The sequence below is a fragment of the Microcoleus sp. B3-D2 genome (assembly GCF_036705345.1).
Classification (GTDB): domain Bacteria; phylum Cyanobacteriota; class Cyanobacteriia; order Cyanobacteriales; family Microcoleaceae; genus Microcoleus.
Genome location: NZ_JAUBUG010000044.1, coordinates 48,078 through 62,266, shown reverse-complemented (window position 1 = coordinate 62,266; position 14,189 = coordinate 48,078). Strand labels below are relative to the sequence as shown.

Here is a 14,189-nt window from a genome sequence, read left to right as displayed (position 1 = left end):
TAAGTTAGGAGTTGGGATTCAATCAACTCTCAGCAAAATCTTTCATTATATCATAAAATTATTTTGCAAGAGGTCTAATAATTTTTTAGGAATTACACAAACGCTGAATTTTTAAGGGTGGTTAGCAAAGCGGTTATGCACCCGGCTTTTAACCGGTACCAGATAGGTTCAACTCCTATACCACCCACTTTCAATCTATCTGCCTTAATCAGCGTTTATCTGCGGTTAAAAATCAAAAAGTTGGAAAGTGCGGCTGTGTGGACAGCAACTGGTTGGGAATACCAGCGTAGAGCGAAAGCTGTAGAGGTTCGACTCCTCCACTTTCCTTTTTAATCATTAGTCATCAGTCCTTAGTCATCAATAACAGGCTAAGGACTCAAAACTCATGATTAGAAACCAAAAACAACTCTTAGAGGAGAATCAAATGTAATGTCACGCACCAAATTTGAACGGAACAAACCCCACGTGAATGTCGGTACGATCGGTCACGTTGACCACGGCAAAACAACCCTAACAGCGGCGATTACAATGACGCTGGCTGCACAGGGTCGGGCCAAGGCTAAAAAGTACGATGAAATCGATGCTGCACCGGAAGAGAAACAGCGGGGAATCACGATTAATACGGCTCACGTTGAGTATGAAACGGGCGATCGCCATTATGCTCACGTTGATTGTCCGGGTCACGCTGATTACGTGAAAAACATGATCGTGGGTGCCGCTCAAATGGATGGTGCGATTCTCGTCGTGTCGGCTGCCGATGGTTCCATGCCTCAAACTCGCGAACATATCTTGTTAGCGCGGCAAGTGGGAGTGCCGAAGTTGGTTGTCTTTTTGAATAAGAAAGATATGGTGGACGATGCGGAAATTTTGGAGTTGGTCGAGTTAGAAATTCGCGAACTTCTCAGTTCTTACGGTTTCCCCGGCGATGATATTCCAATTGTCGCAGGTTCGGCACTGAAAGCGCTGGAAAAGATGACTGCTAATCCGAAAATACACCGCGGCGAGGATGAGTGGGTTGATGGCATTTACAATTTGATGGATGCGGTAGATGACTGGATTTCTACGCCCGATCGCGATATTGACAAACCTTTTCTGATGGCTGTTGAAGATGTGTTCTCGATCAAAGGTCGGGGAACTGTCGCAACTGGCAAAATCGAGCGGGGTAAAATCAAAGTCGGCGATACTGTGGAATTGGTGGGAATCCAAAACACTCGCACGATAACTGTTATCGGTGTTGAAATGTTCCAGCAATTTCTAGATGAAGGAATGGCTGGAGATAATGTCGGTTTGTTGCTTCGCGGTATCCAAAAAGACGAAATTGAACGGGGTATGGTGCTTGCTAAACCCGGTTCAATTCAACCTCACACTGAATTCGATTCTGAGGTTTACGTGCTGTCGGAAAAAGAAGGCGGCCGCCGAACTCCTTTTGTTGCGGGATATCGCCCTCAATTCTTCGTGCGGACAACGGATGTTACAGGTACGATCGCATCTTTTACCGCTGATGACGGCAGCGCGCTCGACATGGTAGTTCCGGGCGATCGGGTTAATATGACTGTGAAGTTGTTGCAGCCGATCGCGATCGAACCAAATATGCGTTTTGCCATCCGCGAAGGTAATCGCACTGTGGGCGCCGGTGTCGTCTCCCGAATTCTGAAGTAGACGCTTTCGGAACAAATTAGAATCAGTAGGGTGGGCAAAAGTCCACCTTACTCATTATTTATTTATGTACAATTACTCATATTCTTGTAAGATTATGTACCAATAATAAAGCTGTCATGATATTTCTTTTCCCTAGCGATTACTTCTATCCAAAACAGGTTGATGAGATGTACATCGACCAAGCTGCATCGCTTAATAAAGCAGGATTCAACACGGCGGCTATTTGCTTAGAATCCTTGGGGGACAATTCACCTAAAATCAGCCCGCCGCTCCCCCAAAACTCAGAAGTAGTTTACAGAGGCTGGATGCTTTCACCCTTGGAATACGAATTGTTGGTTAATGCTGTAGAGAAGGCAGGAGCTTTTCCCTTTACCTCTCAAGCTGAGTATTTATTAACGCACTATCTGCCAAATTGGTATCCTGCGATCGCCGATTTAACCCCAGTAACAAAGTTTTACACCATTGATGATGATTTGGAAAGCGAATTGAGAACATTAGGCTGGGAAAGGTTTTTTATCAAAGATTACGTTAAGTCTCTCAAAACCTCAGCCGGTTCAGTTATTGAACACCCATCAGAAATTAGAGCGATTCTTGCCCAGATGCAAAAGTTTCGAGGAACAATAGAAGGTGGGATTTGTGTGCGACTTGTCGAGGATTTTGTTGTAGAATCCGAAAAGCGTTACTTCGCTGTACGCGGCAAACTGTTTGCTGCTTGTGAGGGCGAAGAAATCCCTGAGATTGTGAGGGAATGTGCTGCAAGAATTCACAGCAAGTTTTTCTGTGTGGATGCAGTAGAGCGCCAAGATGGAGTCAAGCGAATTGTCGAGATTGGAGATGGGCAAGTATCCGATTTGGTGGGATGGTCAGCCGAACGTTTTGCACAACTCTGGGGAGGTTCTTGAGGTTGATCGCGCTTAAATCAAATGTGGAATCAGGGGGCTCAAACTTAAATTAAATATTGGAGTAAGGGCGATCGCCACAAATTTTTACCAAAATAGTTGAATTTTCAGAACGGTTGTGTTACACTAGCTTAGATGCGGGAGTATAGCTCAGTTGGTTAGAGCAGGTGACTCTTAATCTCAAGGTCGAAGGTTCAAGTCCTTCTACTCCCATCCTGAACCTGAATTTATCGAAACTCACGAGTGCAGTCAACTGCTGTAGCGGTTCGATGCGCCTGGGTGTTTGCGTTGTCTGATTTTGAATGCCGATCGACCGATCGGCTCATCCGATCGATAAAAGTGCGATCGCCCAAGCTATTTTTAAACTGAATAACAACAGGAAATGGTGATTAGCTATGATGGCAAATCTCTCAGGGCGCTGCTATGCAGGCGATCGCGATTTAGATGCGATCGCCCATTTAATCAATACTTGCGAAGAAGTCGATCGGCTCGATGAAGGTACTTCCATCTCGGAATTAGAACAAGAATTTAACCAACCGTCCCTAGACAAAGCCCGCGATATCCGCCTTTGGGAAGATGTGGAGGGAAAATTAATCGGTTTCGCTCGGTTGTGGATTTCTGAACCAGGGGAAGTAATTGACGGTTGGCTGTGGTTTCGCGTTCACCCCTACGCGCGCGGAGGCGATGTGGAAGCAGCCGCGATCGCCTGGGGTGAAGTGCGGATGCGCGAGGTGTCTGCGATGCGGGGCGGGCGCGTGAAGCTGCGAACCTACGCTCGGGCTGAGGATTGCGATCGCATTTCTGTGCTGGGAAGTTGCGGTTTTAAGGTCGATCGCTATTTTTGCCGAATGGCGCGATCGCTCTCTGAACCGATCCCAGAACCGCACTTCCCCGAAGGTTTCACCCTGCGTCAGTTCCCCGGCGAACAGGATGCAGCAGCTTGGGTAGAAATGTTCAACCAGTCGTTTATCGATCACTGGAATCATCACGATTTAACGGTGGATAAATATAACCACGAGTTAGCTAAACCCGATTACAGAAATGATTTAGACTTGATTGCTGTTGCTGATGACGGCACATTTGTCAGTTTTTGTTACTGCGAGATTAGTGTGCAAGAGTGCGATCGTACCGGGCGCAATGAAGGCTGGATTGCTTGTCTCGGCACTAGGCGCGGCTTCCGCAAAATGGGATTGGGACGAGCGATGTTGCTGGCTGGTTTGCATCGACTGAAAGCTGCCGGTGTCGCTACTGCTATTCTCGGCGTCGATGCTGAAAATTCATCAGGTGCGATGGGACTTTACGAGTCTGCTGGTTTCCACAATATTCGCGACAGCATTTCCTATGTTAAGGATGTTTGATCGATGTTACAGTTGGCGATCGCACTCCGACCCAAGAAACCCGGTTTTTTACCGGATCTGCGGGTAGAAACGAAACATTTTCCTGAAAAAACCAGGTTTCTCGCCACTCGTGTAAGTTTTATCTAAAAAACTTTTGCTACCCCCTTGACACCTGTGTAGTATAGATGTAGCATATAAATATGGAAAGCGCAGGACAAGCAAAAACCTGTATTTTTCGTGCAAATTCTGAACCTTGACAACTAAATATTGCTCAAAATTTCAACGAACATAAATGTGAAAGTCTTGTAATATAGACTCGATGGTCATGTTGTTACTTTATACGAGACTGTTCGGTTACAAGCTGACTCGGGCAGAGTCAGATGTTGTACGAAATCAGTCTAATTTCAACGAATTTGATGCGGATTCAGAACAGACAAGTTCAGCCAGATTTCAATCAACCAAAAAGGCTGAGGAAATCCGCAAGATCAAACAAGCTTATCATTTAGAACGACGCTTCTTTCAGTAAAGATTATCAGATTTCGTGAATCTTTACCGATACTGGCAATTTGCTAAGTCTCACAAAAAGCCAAAGTCGAGAGCAGATAAGCTACTAATCCAAAATCCAAAATTGCTCTAGGAGGTATCGGTAATGGTTCACATTCGTTTTGAAGGACGTTCCTATGACCTGGCAGAAAACCAACTGGGTATCGCGGCAGGAATGAGCGACAAGGCTATTAAGGAACGTCTGGCAAATCATTTTGATGTCAAGGGATCTCGCTTCGAGTCTTACGTTCTCGATCGCCGTCCCAGCGGTGATTTAATTGTCCGCCCCGAAGCTGTTTACGGCTAGAAATTCACTGAAAGCACGTATTAGGCAGCGCACCCCAACTAAAGAAGCTTACAAACTGGAAACGTTCGACTTAAAATCGAATAGTAGGTTCAATTCCTACCTGCCGAGAGGCTAAAGAAAAGCTTCTCTGACTTGTGCGCTGTCTTTTATAGCTGAATTTTTTATATCTATCCGGCGCTTAAAAGTTCCACTTCGCGCCCCAACAAAGGAAGCTTACATACTAGCTCATTGGTAGAGCAATTCCCTCTTAAGGAACTGGTCGCGGGTTCAACTCCTGCGTATGTGCCAACGGCTTTCTTGACTTGCGCGAAGTGACCTTTTAGGCGCTATAAACTCTTGTTGTTAATTCAGGATAATAATTAAGTAATCCTGTTTGTATTGAAGACTTCCGTCCTCAAAAATAAATTGGGTATTAGCCATGAGAAAAAAACTGGCAATTTACCGATCGCCCAAGGAGATAGACAGTCTGATTCATGCCTTCCAAGAAGGCAACCTGTCGCGAAGTCAATGGACGCACGAAGCACATTTAACCGTTGCCCTTTGGTATCTGTGTTATGACTCAGAGCAAGAAGCGATAAATGCGATTCGCAATGGCATTAAACGTTACAACTCGGCTCAAGGAATTGAAACCACAAAAAACAGCGGGTATCACGAAACACTAACGCTGTTTTGGGTGCGGACTATTCGCCGGTATCTCGCCGATGAAAGCCAAAATCGATCGATCGTACATCTGGCTAACGGTTTGATTGCAAAATATGCCGATCGCACTTTACCATTTCGCTACTACACGCGCGATCGCCTGATGTCCTGGGAAGCCCGAAATAGCTGGGTTGAACCAGACTTGAGAGCGATCGAATTAGAAACAGTTTCCCTGAAATAGTTAATTTAAAATCGCAGTTTTTGCCGCGCCCCAATCGCGAGAGCTTACATACAGACCCTATTAGGTTTAGCCATAGGTTTACTAAAAAAAAGCTCCCCAAACTTGCGCGGTGATTTTTAAATTTCACTTGCTAGCGTGCAACAACTGCCAACCACCGATTTTGAATACTTCTCAAATCCAAAATCCAAAATCGAATAGGAAGGTAACACCAATGAATATGAATACAGCAGAGCGCGATTTGCGTTTGGAAATGCTCAACAGTCTGCTTACAACTCCTCACCGCCAATTAGAAAAAGTAGCAGAAATTCACAAGTTAATTATCGAATTAGACCCGATTTTTTACGGTCATTTAGCGGTGTGGTATCAACGTCACGGCGACGTGCGCGATCACAAGGAAGTTTTTGCCGGAAATTTGCTGACTTCGGCGCTGACGGAACACCGAGAGGCCGGTTTTATGATGCTGCAAGAGTTCCCTCCCTACGAGGTTTCACGGATTGTGGACTTTATGAAGCAGCACCAGAATAAGGTGCCCCGCAGCGCGCGCACTGCTGTCACTCGCTATCTGAAATCGCGGGAAAAGAATGCACAGTTTTTCGATCGCGCCGCCCTCCGCAACCGCAAGGCGATGAAGCATTTGTACGCAGCGCTGCACGTCAAGCCCAGCGATCGCGCTAATGCTATTCTGTTTAAAGACAATCCGCCGGAAGACTCTCTGGCATTCGTTTTGAAGCAGTTGGCCAAGGCGGCGACACCTGCGGAACAGGCGAATTTGATTGTTGAGTACAAGATTCCGTATACGATCGCAGTTGGTGCGATCAGACAGCTAACGCCAACGGTTTTGGCCGCGCTGATTAACTCGATGTCGCCGCAGGAAGTCATCAACAATTTGAAATCGATTCAGTCGCGCGGCGCGATGGATCACGCCGAAGTCAAGCAGTTGATTGACTCGAAGCTGGATGAAGCGGCAAAGTGCGATCGGGTTTCTGCTTACAAAGCGAGTGTTGCGGGCGCGGGCGCGAACTTCGACGCAGCAACGGCGGCGAAGCTGGAAGCCGTGACAAACGAACAGGTGAAGAAGCGCGGCAAGATTGCGAAAGCAACGGGTTTGTTGATTGACAAGTCGGGTTCGATGGAAAGTGCGATCGAAATCGGTAAGCGTCTAGCTGCCTTGATTTCCGGCATTTCCGAGGCTGCACTGTTCGTTTATGCTTTTGACACGATGCCGTATCCAGTGCAAGCAAACGGCAGCGAATTGACAGACTGGGAACGCGCTTTCAAGCACATTCGCGCTGGCGGCGGCACAAGTTGCGGTTGCGCGGTGGAAGCAATGCGAATTAAAAAGCAGGTTGTCGAGCAATTCATTATGGTAACAGATGAAGGCGAAAACGCTGCACCTTATTTTGCAGATGCTTATCAGAATTACTGCCGCAGTTTGGGGGTAATTCCTGATGTTGTGATTGTGCGAGTTGGTGCTTGGTGCGAATATGTCCAGAAGCAATTGAAGGACAAACAAGTATCGGTGGAAACCTTTACGTTTTCGGGCGATTACTACTCCTTGCCGAATTTAGTGCCGATGTTGAGTCGTCCTTCGCGGCTGGAATTGTTGATGGAAATTCTGGATACGTCCCTGCCTGTGAGGGATGATAAGTAAATTGTAGGGTGCTCCGTGGGCACCTTACTTATTTTTAGGGTATCATAGACCTGACGGGGTTGTCACCCTGTCAGGTAGCGCTCAATATTTAAATGCTCTATCATTTTGGCAAACACCTAATGAGCACAAAGAAACCTGAACCCAGACAAATAATTGATGAAAGTCCAAAGCGTCACCCCTACGGAGCAAAGGTTGGAATCATCTTGGATGTAGGAGATGAATTAGGCTTTAATGGTGAAGCGTGCCTCCTAGTTGATGATAAGTCTATTGTCCGTATATCACCATTACAAGATGAGAGCCAGTTCGGGAGACAACAGCCGCAAAAACTAGATGTATACGTGGAAGGATTTGCGACGGCGGCTGAAGCTGAACAGAAGGGATTAAAGCTCTCATTGGCTCTGCTATGGGAAGCCGTATCAAGGAAGCATCCACTTCGCCTTGATTATCATACTCCACGACCTTGTATGGTATACGATCGTACCCAAGAGAGCGGAAGTGGATGTATGGCAACGGCAAGTGCCACCGTGGTTATGAACAGCAGTAGAATGGTGGAGCTTGTCAACCAAATATTTTCAGCTAATATTGATGTTGATGAAAAACTCTTAGTATCAATGGAGCTGTTTGCATCTGCCAGACTCGAAACTACTGAGCGTACTCGATTTGTTGGACTGGTTTCTTCCCTTGAACCACTCGCCCAGCAAGAAGCTTATGAGATATCAGAACTTAAAGAGTTAGTGAAGAGTTTTGTCGATCAATTAAACACTACCTCTATTCCAGACGATATTAAATCGTCACTCAGAGGTCGGATTAACGAACTAAAGCAGGAATCAGTTTCTCGAGCGATTAGGCGCCTTGTCAAGGAACATTTTCCTGAAAATTTAGATGCAGTTTCTACGGTTGAAGAAGCTTATGACATTCGGAGCAAAATTTTGCACGACGGTGCTTTTGATGCAGATTTGGAGCAAAAGAGCAACGAGATTGAGGATATTATTAGGCAAATCTACTCTCGCATCCTCAAATTAGAGTTGTATGTTCGGCCAAACCAATAAGCAAGCGAAATTCAGATTATGTGGAGCAACCTGATCGCCTTGAGGCGGTGTTGGAGTTTCGGGAAAGAGTTAAAGAAAATTTAGGGGGAAGTTGAGATTTAATATCGCTGTTTACTCCCAAACATCTCCCTCAATATCCTCAAGCGACAACTTTTTACCTATTTTCAATTATTCTTTCGTTTGAGCGATAATTTCTAGTAACTCTGGATTAGCGATGGATGACACTAATTTTGAATCCGCAGCAGCTAAAGCAGCCCGCAACTTTTCCGAAGTCAGTGCAGGATATTTCTCTAACACTTGCTGTTGAGTCCATCCCGCAGCAAAGAGTCCCAGCAAAAATTCTACAGATAATCGAGTTTCTGGTGCTGCTGGTTGAGTTGTTGAAGCTTTCGGGTTTGGATGAAGGAGGTTTCGCCAGTCCATTGTTTTACTTAAACGATTGGGGAAGATTCCGCCGATTATACTGCATTTGGACACAGTGGAAACACGGGCCTTGTTGACTGATTGTGTAACATGATACGGCAGGTAATACCATTTTAGATTTGAGATTTTAGATTGGGAATCACTGATGACAACCAGGGTTTGGGGTTTGGCGACAGTGGCATTTTTTTTGAGCTGGTGTCATTTCCCCATTTTGCGATTAAATTGTTATTACGATCGCAGTACAGCGCTTTCTTATAGACTAGAGTGATGGGGTAGCGACGGGGCGATAGACCTTTTTGCTCCAGTCCGTTTCTATACCAAACTGCGTTAGCGAAGCCCTCGAAGAGGATCGCGCTAAATCTCAACGAACTGTGCAACGAACTGTGCAACGAACTGTGCAACGAACTGTGCAACCCACAATACAACTACTTTAACTTCTTAAAACTATGGGAAAAAAGTCGAAAGCCAAAAAATCCCAGCTCAAAAAATCCAGTTTGCTCTGCCAGCGACTCCAAGAAGCTCTCGATCGAGGCAGTAAAGTTTGGATTAAAACAAATAATAGTAGTTTCGGCGGCATCCCGACTAATTTGTTCGGGGAGTTTGTGGAACTTTTGGTGATAGTTCCCCCTAACGAACAGGCGGAACATCTCGATGCTTACGGGCAAGTTACGTGGCTGATTCGACTCTCTGATATTATTGCACTTGCTTACCCTACTGAATATTGGTCTAAAGATAGATTAGAAAGTTTGCTGCCACCCGATGCAGTTACTTCCGAAGTAGGAGATTAACTGCGTAGGGTGTGCATTGCGTACCCTCATTTTAGCTGAGTTGTATTTGGTATGGTGTGCAATGCACACCATACATTTACTATTTTTTAAGCTGCTTTAGCAGCCCACATATACACCTCTTCCACCGATTTTGATCCGTTTAATTAGTTGTTGCAAGCTGAAAGCTGCACTTTACAGTTGCCGCCATCTAGTTCGCTGCAACCGGCGAGAGCTTGAGCTTCTGCTGCTGCTTTATCGCCGGCCCAGCCCGCACCTGCTCCTCCTTTGCCTACTGCGATCGCTCCACAATTATTGCTATTAGAGGTCAGCGCTTTGCAATCGTTAGCACCTTCGCTTTGTTTATTGCAGACAGCTACTGCTGCCTTTAGTGCTTCTTTCTCTGTAGCATAATCCCAACTAATACCAGTGGCGTCAGAAGTCGGAGAATAAGCAGTAGCTCCATAGGTGTTCTGAGCTTTAGCTACCTCGGTTGATCCAAAAGTCGGAAGTGTTAAAGCTGTCAATACAACCAACTTAGAAAAGAGCTTTTGCAGCATATTTACTGGAGAGATCTACAAGATTAAAATTGGATGCTCGCTCAATATTATATTAGGGTAATGATTCGTGTCAAGAGTGTTTACAAAGCTTTATTTTTGCTTAAATTAAAAGTTCTGTCGGTAAAAAAAGTAAGATTACGGAGGTCAATTCAGTGGCAGATATTCGCAAAATTATCAGCAAACTCGCGGCCCAAGAAGCGCACCTACTCGATACCCAATTCCTGGCTCCTTGCGTGCAGGGGGGAAGCGTGCGGATACGGGTTAGCTCAATGGTTTATACTTTTCAACCGCAGCCGCGCAACTTTGAAGGATGGGCTATTTTTGGGCCAGTCAATGAGAAATTTGCTGCGGTGATTGAGGAACCGAGTTTGCCGCAAGTAGCCGAGTATTTGCAACTGCTCGTACCCGTTCGCTTGCAGTTGGCTTGCCTGCTGCAAGGGCAAACTTGGCTGGCTTATCCTGTTAACGAATCTGATGCTAAACAGCGCACGGGTGTTGCCAAACCCGTACCAGTTCATTTAGTAACAGAAGGTTCGCAGTTTGAGCCGATTGTTGCGCGCTGGGATGGTCATTGTTTGTGGTTTGAAGAGATTGACAGGCGCGCCGATCCGCTGCCCTCTGAGAAGTTAAAAGCAGCTTTAAAAAAGTTGATTTTGCCTCAAGAAATTCGCTTTAAAGGGATGACACCGGAAATGCGAACTGTTTACGAATTGGTGTCCCGAAATATTAAAGATTTCGATCCGAAAGTGCGGGAAGAAAAGCGCTTGCAGCGGGCGTTGAAAATGGGAGGCGGTGAATTGCGGGATTTTTTCGATCGCGAAAATTATTGGCTGGTTGAATGGACTAGCGGAACGGGAGAACACCACACTTCTGCGATCGCCAAAAATGACTTGACAGTTATGAGTGCGGGGATTTGTCTCAGCGGATTGGACAAAGACTTCGACTTGCATTCATTGGTTGGAGTCGTCGAAGATAGATAATGGGAATGGGGAATTGGGCATGGGGCATCGGACATCGGGGAATATCTAATAGTTAGTTGTCAGTTGTCAGTTGTTAGTTGTTAATTGTTAGTTGATCCTGGTTTTTCTAATAAAAAATAATCAAGAAATAACCAATGGCCAATGCCCAATGCCCAATGGCCAATGCCCAATGCCCAATGCCCAATGCCCAATTCCCAATTACCATGAGTATATTTTTTCACGAACAACTTTACAGAAGTGCCGCAGTGATGTCGCAGATCAAAAATTTCCCGGTAACGGTGTGCGGGGCGGGCGCTTTGGGTGCGAATATTACAGAAAGTCTGGCGCGATCGGGCTTTTGTCAGTTAAAAGTCATCGATCGCGATCGCATTGAGGAACGCAACCTTTCCACTCAACCCTATTATCGATCGGACATCGGCGCATTCAAAGCCAAAATTCTCGCCAACAACCTCTACCGCGCTTTGGGAGTCAGCATTGACGCGCACTCAAAAGAATTGACACCCGCAAATGCCGATCGGCTGCTGGCAAACAGCGCCACAGTCATCGATACTTTTGATAACAGTGTCGGGCGGCAAGCAGTCAAGGATTACTGTGCCAGTGTCTCTCTTCCCTGCGTACACGTCGGATTAGCTGCCGATTACTCTGAAATAATTTGGAACCAACACTATCGGGTTCCTTCAGCGGTGAATGATGACGTTTGCGATTACCCGCTGGCGCGAAACTTGGTAATGCTGACAGTTGCAGTTGCTTGCGAAGTAATTGTTACCTTTGCTGCTACCAAAGAGCAACAAAATTTAACTTGCACGATCGGAGATTTTGCAGTAAAGCCACTTATATTGTAGAATGTCGGTTGACTGTTGCCAGAAACCCGGTCAATCAAGATTGGATGCCCCCATCCTATAAACCCGGTTTCTCACCCTCAAACAATCGTCCAACTTGCAAAAAACGCTTGAAAAATTAACAGGGAAAATATGGCCGGATCGCAGACTTTTTATTATTTACTAGGAGTTCTCGCCCTATTAGTTTTGACGGGAACAAGTAGAGCAAACTATGCAGCGAGCTCCGCAGTTTGCTACACTGATGATTGCCATCGACCAGCAGTGAGACACCATAAAAGGATTTTAAAATGCGGCTCGAAAGGGCACGATGTTAAGAAACTGCAAAAGTTGTTGAACGCGCGGGGCTTGTCCCCACACCCGATTGTAATTGATGGCGTTTTCGGTCCGACAACCGAAAATGCAGTGAAAAGATTTCAGCGACAAGCGGATATTCCTGTAGACGGAGTTGTGGGAGGCAAAACTTGGGACAGACTGTTTGCTAGTTTGTAAATTTAAGCACCGGACAACAAAGGTTCCTAAGTCATCATTGCTAATCATTAATCGCTGCGGTTTGTAGTTGGACAGATAGCGCATATTGTGCAACTACAGACACAGAAACTTTAATCAACAATCCATCGCATACTAGATTGCTAATGAATGAAGTTTTAGATTTTTGGTTTGGTCGATCGAACTCTCCTGAGTTTGGCAAAGTCCAAAAGAAATGGTTTGAAAAAGATGCGGATTTTGACGCCCAAGTGCGATCGCGCTTTCTGTCGCAATACGAACTCGCCGCCTCCGGTCAACTCGACTCATGGCAAGATTCCCCCGAAAACTGCCTAGCATTAATTATACTGCTCGATCAATTTCCGCGTAATATGTTTCGGGGAACGCCCCAAGCATTCGCCACAGACAGCAAAGCTTTAGCCACCGCCGAATACGCTATTAATAATAAATTCGAGCGCGAATTGCTTACTGTACAAAAATTATTTGTTTATCTGCCTTTTGAACACAGCGAAAACTTAGAAAACCAGCAAAAATCTGTCGAACTATTTAGCCAACTCAGCGGCGAACCTGACAGCGATTCATTCATTGAATACGCGATGCAGCATTTGGAAATAATCCAGCGTTTTGGGAGATTTCCCCACCGCAATGAAATTCTCGGTCGCGAAACAACCCCCGAAGAAGCAGAGTTTTTGAGACAACCCGGTTCTGGATTTTAAAGCGCGATCGCAAAATTTTTAGGTTATTTGCTGTACAGACTTAAAAATACTATAGTTAAGAGGAATGCCCCACTGATTTTACAGCCAAAAGCACGGATTACAATTGATATAAAAAATAGCGATTTTCTGCTAACATTTAAAATTTAAAATCAAATCGGCTACTAAAATTATCAATATGTGTTTCAAACACCAAGAATATATAGATAAGCTTTCAACTCAATGCCCGCCACAGGACTATGAACCTAAAGAAATGCTGGCTTTTAGATTTGTATTTGAACCCAATGATGAACGATCTATTAATAACTTTAAACCAGTGCTGATAATAACTCCGCAGCGCAACCTACAACCAGAAACAGAAGCAACCAGATGTCAAGGTTATGCGCTATCATTATTTGATACCAAGGAAAATGCCGAAAAACGTTATTTAAAACTAACAAAAAAAAGAAAAAAACTCCGCGATTCTCTGGGGACTCACATAGCAGCAGGCTCGATCGACAAGACAGATGGAGTTGTCTCCAAAATAGATGATAACGGTCACTTGAGCCTACATGAATTTGCTACTGCTGATTTAGCAGCAAAATTTGTAATAACATCTTGTTTATTGTAAGGTACAAAAAAATGGAACAATTAATAGGATTTAAACTAAGTAAATTTCCTTTATCTCTCAGAAGCATAGTCACTTTAGAGTATTTCGACGGCCCCCTGCTATCGCTTTTTGAGAATGAATACGGCGATAGCTATCTTTATTCTTGGTGCGATGTAGATAATTTGTACAATCGCTGGTTGGTTTTCAGAGTTGCACGAGTAACTCTCAAGCTTTACATAGAGGGACAAGTTTCATTGCACGAGTTAATTGTAAATCCTGTTGACGGATTTCTATATTCATTAGATATAGACAAGGATTTACAGGTGAAAAACACTTATTTAATCCTGCCTGAGAATTTACCGGCAATCTACTTGCCCGAAACAGATTCCTATTACGAACTGTCTGATTTAAATCGCGAAACTGCGGAAGAAGATAGGTTATTAATTTTTCAAAAGCTTTCCGGTGAATCTCAACTTAGCAAGGTTTGAAGCTGACTAAACAACCAGATCCCCG

The 14,189-nt window shown here is 45.0% G+C and carries 16 protein-coding genes and 4 tRNA genes; 18 read left to right on the top strand and 2 right to left on the bottom strand.

Translation table 11 applies throughout. From position 1 onward, the window contains the following. The first annotated feature begins 115 nt into the window (after positions 1–115). The 11 genes from QUB14_RS17650 (at position 116) to QUB14_RS17600 (ending at position 8,325) form a co-directional block, all read left to right on the top strand. Positions 116–187: transfer RNA gene (locus QUB14_RS17650), tRNA-Lys, on the top strand. A gap of 55 nt (positions 188–242) precedes the next feature. Continuing rightward, positions 243–327 (top strand) — tRNA-Pro (locus QUB14_RS17645). A gap of 102 nt (positions 328–429) precedes the next feature. Beyond that, entirely contained in the window at positions 430–1,659 is a 1,230-nt protein-coding gene (gene tuf / locus QUB14_RS17640) for an elongation factor Tu (RefSeq protein WP_333218329.1), read from the top strand. Positions 1,660–1,775: 116 nt separating this feature from the next. After that, positions 1,776–2,561 carry an ATP-grasp domain-containing protein gene (locus QUB14_RS17635; protein WP_333218330.1) on the top strand — a complete coding sequence of 262 codons (786 nt, stop codon included), beginning with the start codon at positions 1,776–1,778 and terminating at the stop codon, positions 2,559–2,561. A gap of 136 nt (positions 2,562–2,697) precedes the next feature. Continuing rightward, positions 2,698–2,771 (top strand) — tRNA-Lys (locus QUB14_RS17630). Between the two features lie 182 nt (positions 2,772–2,953). Continuing rightward, positions 2,954–3,916, top strand: a complete 963-nt coding sequence (locus QUB14_RS17625) for a GNAT family N-acetyltransferase (RefSeq protein WP_333218331.1) — start codon at positions 2,954–2,956, stop codon at positions 3,914–3,916. Positions 3,917–4,544: 628 nt separating this feature from the next. Next, positions 4,545–4,745, top strand: coding sequence for a hypothetical protein (locus tag QUB14_RS17620; protein ID WP_333184028.1), 201 nt, complete (start codon positions 4,545–4,547; stop codon positions 4,743–4,745). Between the two features lie 215 nt (positions 4,746–4,960). Further along, a tRNA-Lys gene (locus tag QUB14_RS17615) sits at positions 4,961–5,033 on the top strand. A gap of 130 nt (positions 5,034–5,163) precedes the next feature. Then, the gene (locus QUB14_RS17610) at positions 5,164–5,625 is read left to right on the top strand and encodes a hypothetical protein (RefSeq protein ID WP_333218332.1); all 462 of its coding nucleotides are present in this window, start codon (positions 5,164–5,166) and stop codon (positions 5,623–5,625) included. Positions 5,626–5,836: 211 nt separating this feature from the next. After that, positions 5,837–7,276, top strand: coding sequence for a hypothetical protein (locus tag QUB14_RS17605; protein WP_333218333.1), 1,440 nt, complete (start codon positions 5,837–5,839; stop codon positions 7,274–7,276). Positions 7,277–7,395: 119 nt separating this feature from the next. Beyond that, positions 7,396–8,325: a hypothetical protein gene (locus QUB14_RS17600; RefSeq protein ID WP_333218334.1), complete on the top strand. Its 930-nt coding sequence runs from the start codon at positions 7,396–7,398 to the stop codon at positions 8,323–8,325. Positions 8,326–8,493: 168 nt separating this feature from the next. On the opposite strand, the gene QUB14_RS17595 is transcribed toward QUB14_RS17600, so the two are convergent. Next, entirely contained in the window at positions 8,494–8,748 is a 255-nt protein-coding gene (locus tag QUB14_RS17595) for a DUF433 domain-containing protein (RefSeq protein ID WP_333218335.1), read from the bottom strand. 446 nt (positions 8,749–9,194) lie between these two features. Here QUB14_RS17595 and QUB14_RS17590 point away from each other — a divergent pair, with 446 nt between their 5' ends. After that, positions 9,195–9,536, top strand: coding sequence for a hypothetical protein (locus QUB14_RS17590; RefSeq protein ID WP_190657022.1), 342 nt, complete (start codon positions 9,195–9,197; stop codon positions 9,534–9,536). A 143-nt stretch (positions 9,537–9,679) separates the two neighbouring features. Here the strand turns inward: QUB14_RS17590 and QUB14_RS17585 are convergent, their stop codons facing one another. Further along, positions 9,680–10,072 carry a DUF4189 domain-containing protein gene (locus QUB14_RS17585; protein WP_333218336.1) on the bottom strand — a complete coding sequence of 131 codons (393 nt, stop codon included), beginning with the start codon at positions 10,070–10,072 and terminating at the stop codon, positions 9,680–9,682. A 152-nt stretch (positions 10,073–10,224) separates the two neighbouring features. On the opposite strand from QUB14_RS17585, the gene QUB14_RS17580 reads away from it, so the two are divergent. From QUB14_RS17580 to QUB14_RS17555, 6 genes are all read left to right on the top strand, one after another. Continuing rightward, on the top strand, positions 10,225–11,052 hold the full coding sequence (locus QUB14_RS17580) for a hypothetical protein (RefSeq protein ID WP_333218337.1): 828 nt from the start codon (positions 10,225–10,227) through the stop codon (positions 11,050–11,052). Positions 11,053–11,255: 203 nt separating this feature from the next. Further along, on the top strand, positions 11,256–11,894 hold the full coding sequence (locus tag QUB14_RS17575) for a ThiF family adenylyltransferase (protein WP_333218374.1): 639 nt from the start codon (positions 11,256–11,258) through the stop codon (positions 11,892–11,894). Between the two features lie 129 nt (positions 11,895–12,023). Continuing rightward, a complete protein-coding gene (locus QUB14_RS17570; protein WP_333218338.1) occupies positions 12,024–12,380 on the top strand; it encodes a peptidoglycan-binding domain-containing protein in 357 nt (118 codons plus the stop codon). 143 nt (positions 12,381–12,523) lie between these two features. Then, positions 12,524–13,090: a DUF924 family protein gene (locus QUB14_RS17565; protein ID WP_333218339.1), complete on the top strand. Its 567-nt coding sequence runs from the start codon at positions 12,524–12,526 to the stop codon at positions 13,088–13,090. A gap of 175 nt (positions 13,091–13,265) precedes the next feature. Beyond that, positions 13,266–13,697 (top strand): hypothetical protein, encoded by a 432-nt coding sequence (locus QUB14_RS17560; RefSeq protein ID WP_333218340.1) that lies wholly within the window; start codon positions 13,266–13,268, stop codon positions 13,695–13,697. 11 nt (positions 13,698–13,708) lie between these two features. Further along, positions 13,709–14,164 carry a DUF6575 domain-containing protein gene (locus QUB14_RS17555; RefSeq protein WP_333218341.1) on the top strand — a complete coding sequence of 152 codons (456 nt, stop codon included), beginning with the start codon at positions 13,709–13,711 and terminating at the stop codon, positions 14,162–14,164. The last annotated feature ends 25 nt before the right edge of the window (positions 14,165–14,189 follow it).

Excerpts from the sequence above, each read along its gene's own strand:
- QUB14_RS17585 (WP_333218336.1), bottom strand. The coding sequence starts at position 10,072 with ATGCTGCAAAAGCTCTTTTCTAAGTTGGTTGTATTGACAGCTTTAACA.
- QUB14_RS17565 (WP_333218339.1), top strand. The coding sequence starts at position 12,524 with ATGAATGAAGTTTTAGATTTTTGGTTTGGTCGATCGAACTCTCCTGAG.
- QUB14_RS17555 (WP_333218341.1), top strand. The coding sequence starts at position 13,709 with ATGGAACAATTAATAGGATTTAAACTAAGTAAATTTCCTTTATCTCTC.
- QUB14_RS17600 (WP_333218334.1), top strand. The coding sequence starts at position 7,396 with ATGAGCACAAAGAAACCTGAACCCAGACAAATAATTGATGAAAGTCCA.
- QUB14_RS17605 (WP_333218333.1), top strand. The coding sequence starts at position 5,837 with ATGAATATGAATACAGCAGAGCGCGATTTGCGTTTGGAAATGCTCAAC.
- QUB14_RS17590 (WP_190657022.1), top strand. The coding sequence starts at position 9,195 with ATGGGAAAAAAGTCGAAAGCCAAAAAATCCCAGCTCAAAAAATCCAGT.
- QUB14_RS17570 (WP_333218338.1), top strand. The coding sequence starts at position 12,024 with ATGGCCGGATCGCAGACTTTTTATTATTTACTAGGAGTTCTCGCCCTA.
- QUB14_RS17635 (WP_333218330.1), top strand. The coding sequence starts at position 1,776 with ATGATATTTCTTTTCCCTAGCGATTACTTCTATCCAAAACAGGTTGAT.
- QUB14_RS17610 (WP_333218332.1), top strand. The coding sequence starts at position 5,164 with ATGAGAAAAAAACTGGCAATTTACCGATCGCCCAAGGAGATAGACAGT.
- QUB14_RS17560 (WP_333218340.1), top strand. The coding sequence starts at position 13,266 with ATGTGTTTCAAACACCAAGAATATATAGATAAGCTTTCAACTCAATGC.
- QUB14_RS17625 (WP_333218331.1), top strand. The coding sequence starts at position 2,954 with ATGATGGCAAATCTCTCAGGGCGCTGCTATGCAGGCGATCGCGATTTA.
- QUB14_RS17620 (WP_333184028.1), top strand. The coding sequence starts at position 4,545 with ATGGTTCACATTCGTTTTGAAGGACGTTCCTATGACCTGGCAGAAAAC.
- tuf (WP_333218329.1), top strand. The coding sequence starts at position 430 with ATGTCACGCACCAAATTTGAACGGAACAAACCCCACGTGAATGTCGGT.
- QUB14_RS17575 (WP_333218374.1), top strand. The coding sequence starts at position 11,256 with ATGAGTATATTTTTTCACGAACAACTTTACAGAAGTGCCGCAGTGATG.
- QUB14_RS17595 (WP_333218335.1), bottom strand. The coding sequence starts at position 8,748 with ATGGACTGGCGAAACCTCCTTCATCCAAACCCGAAAGCTTCAACAACT.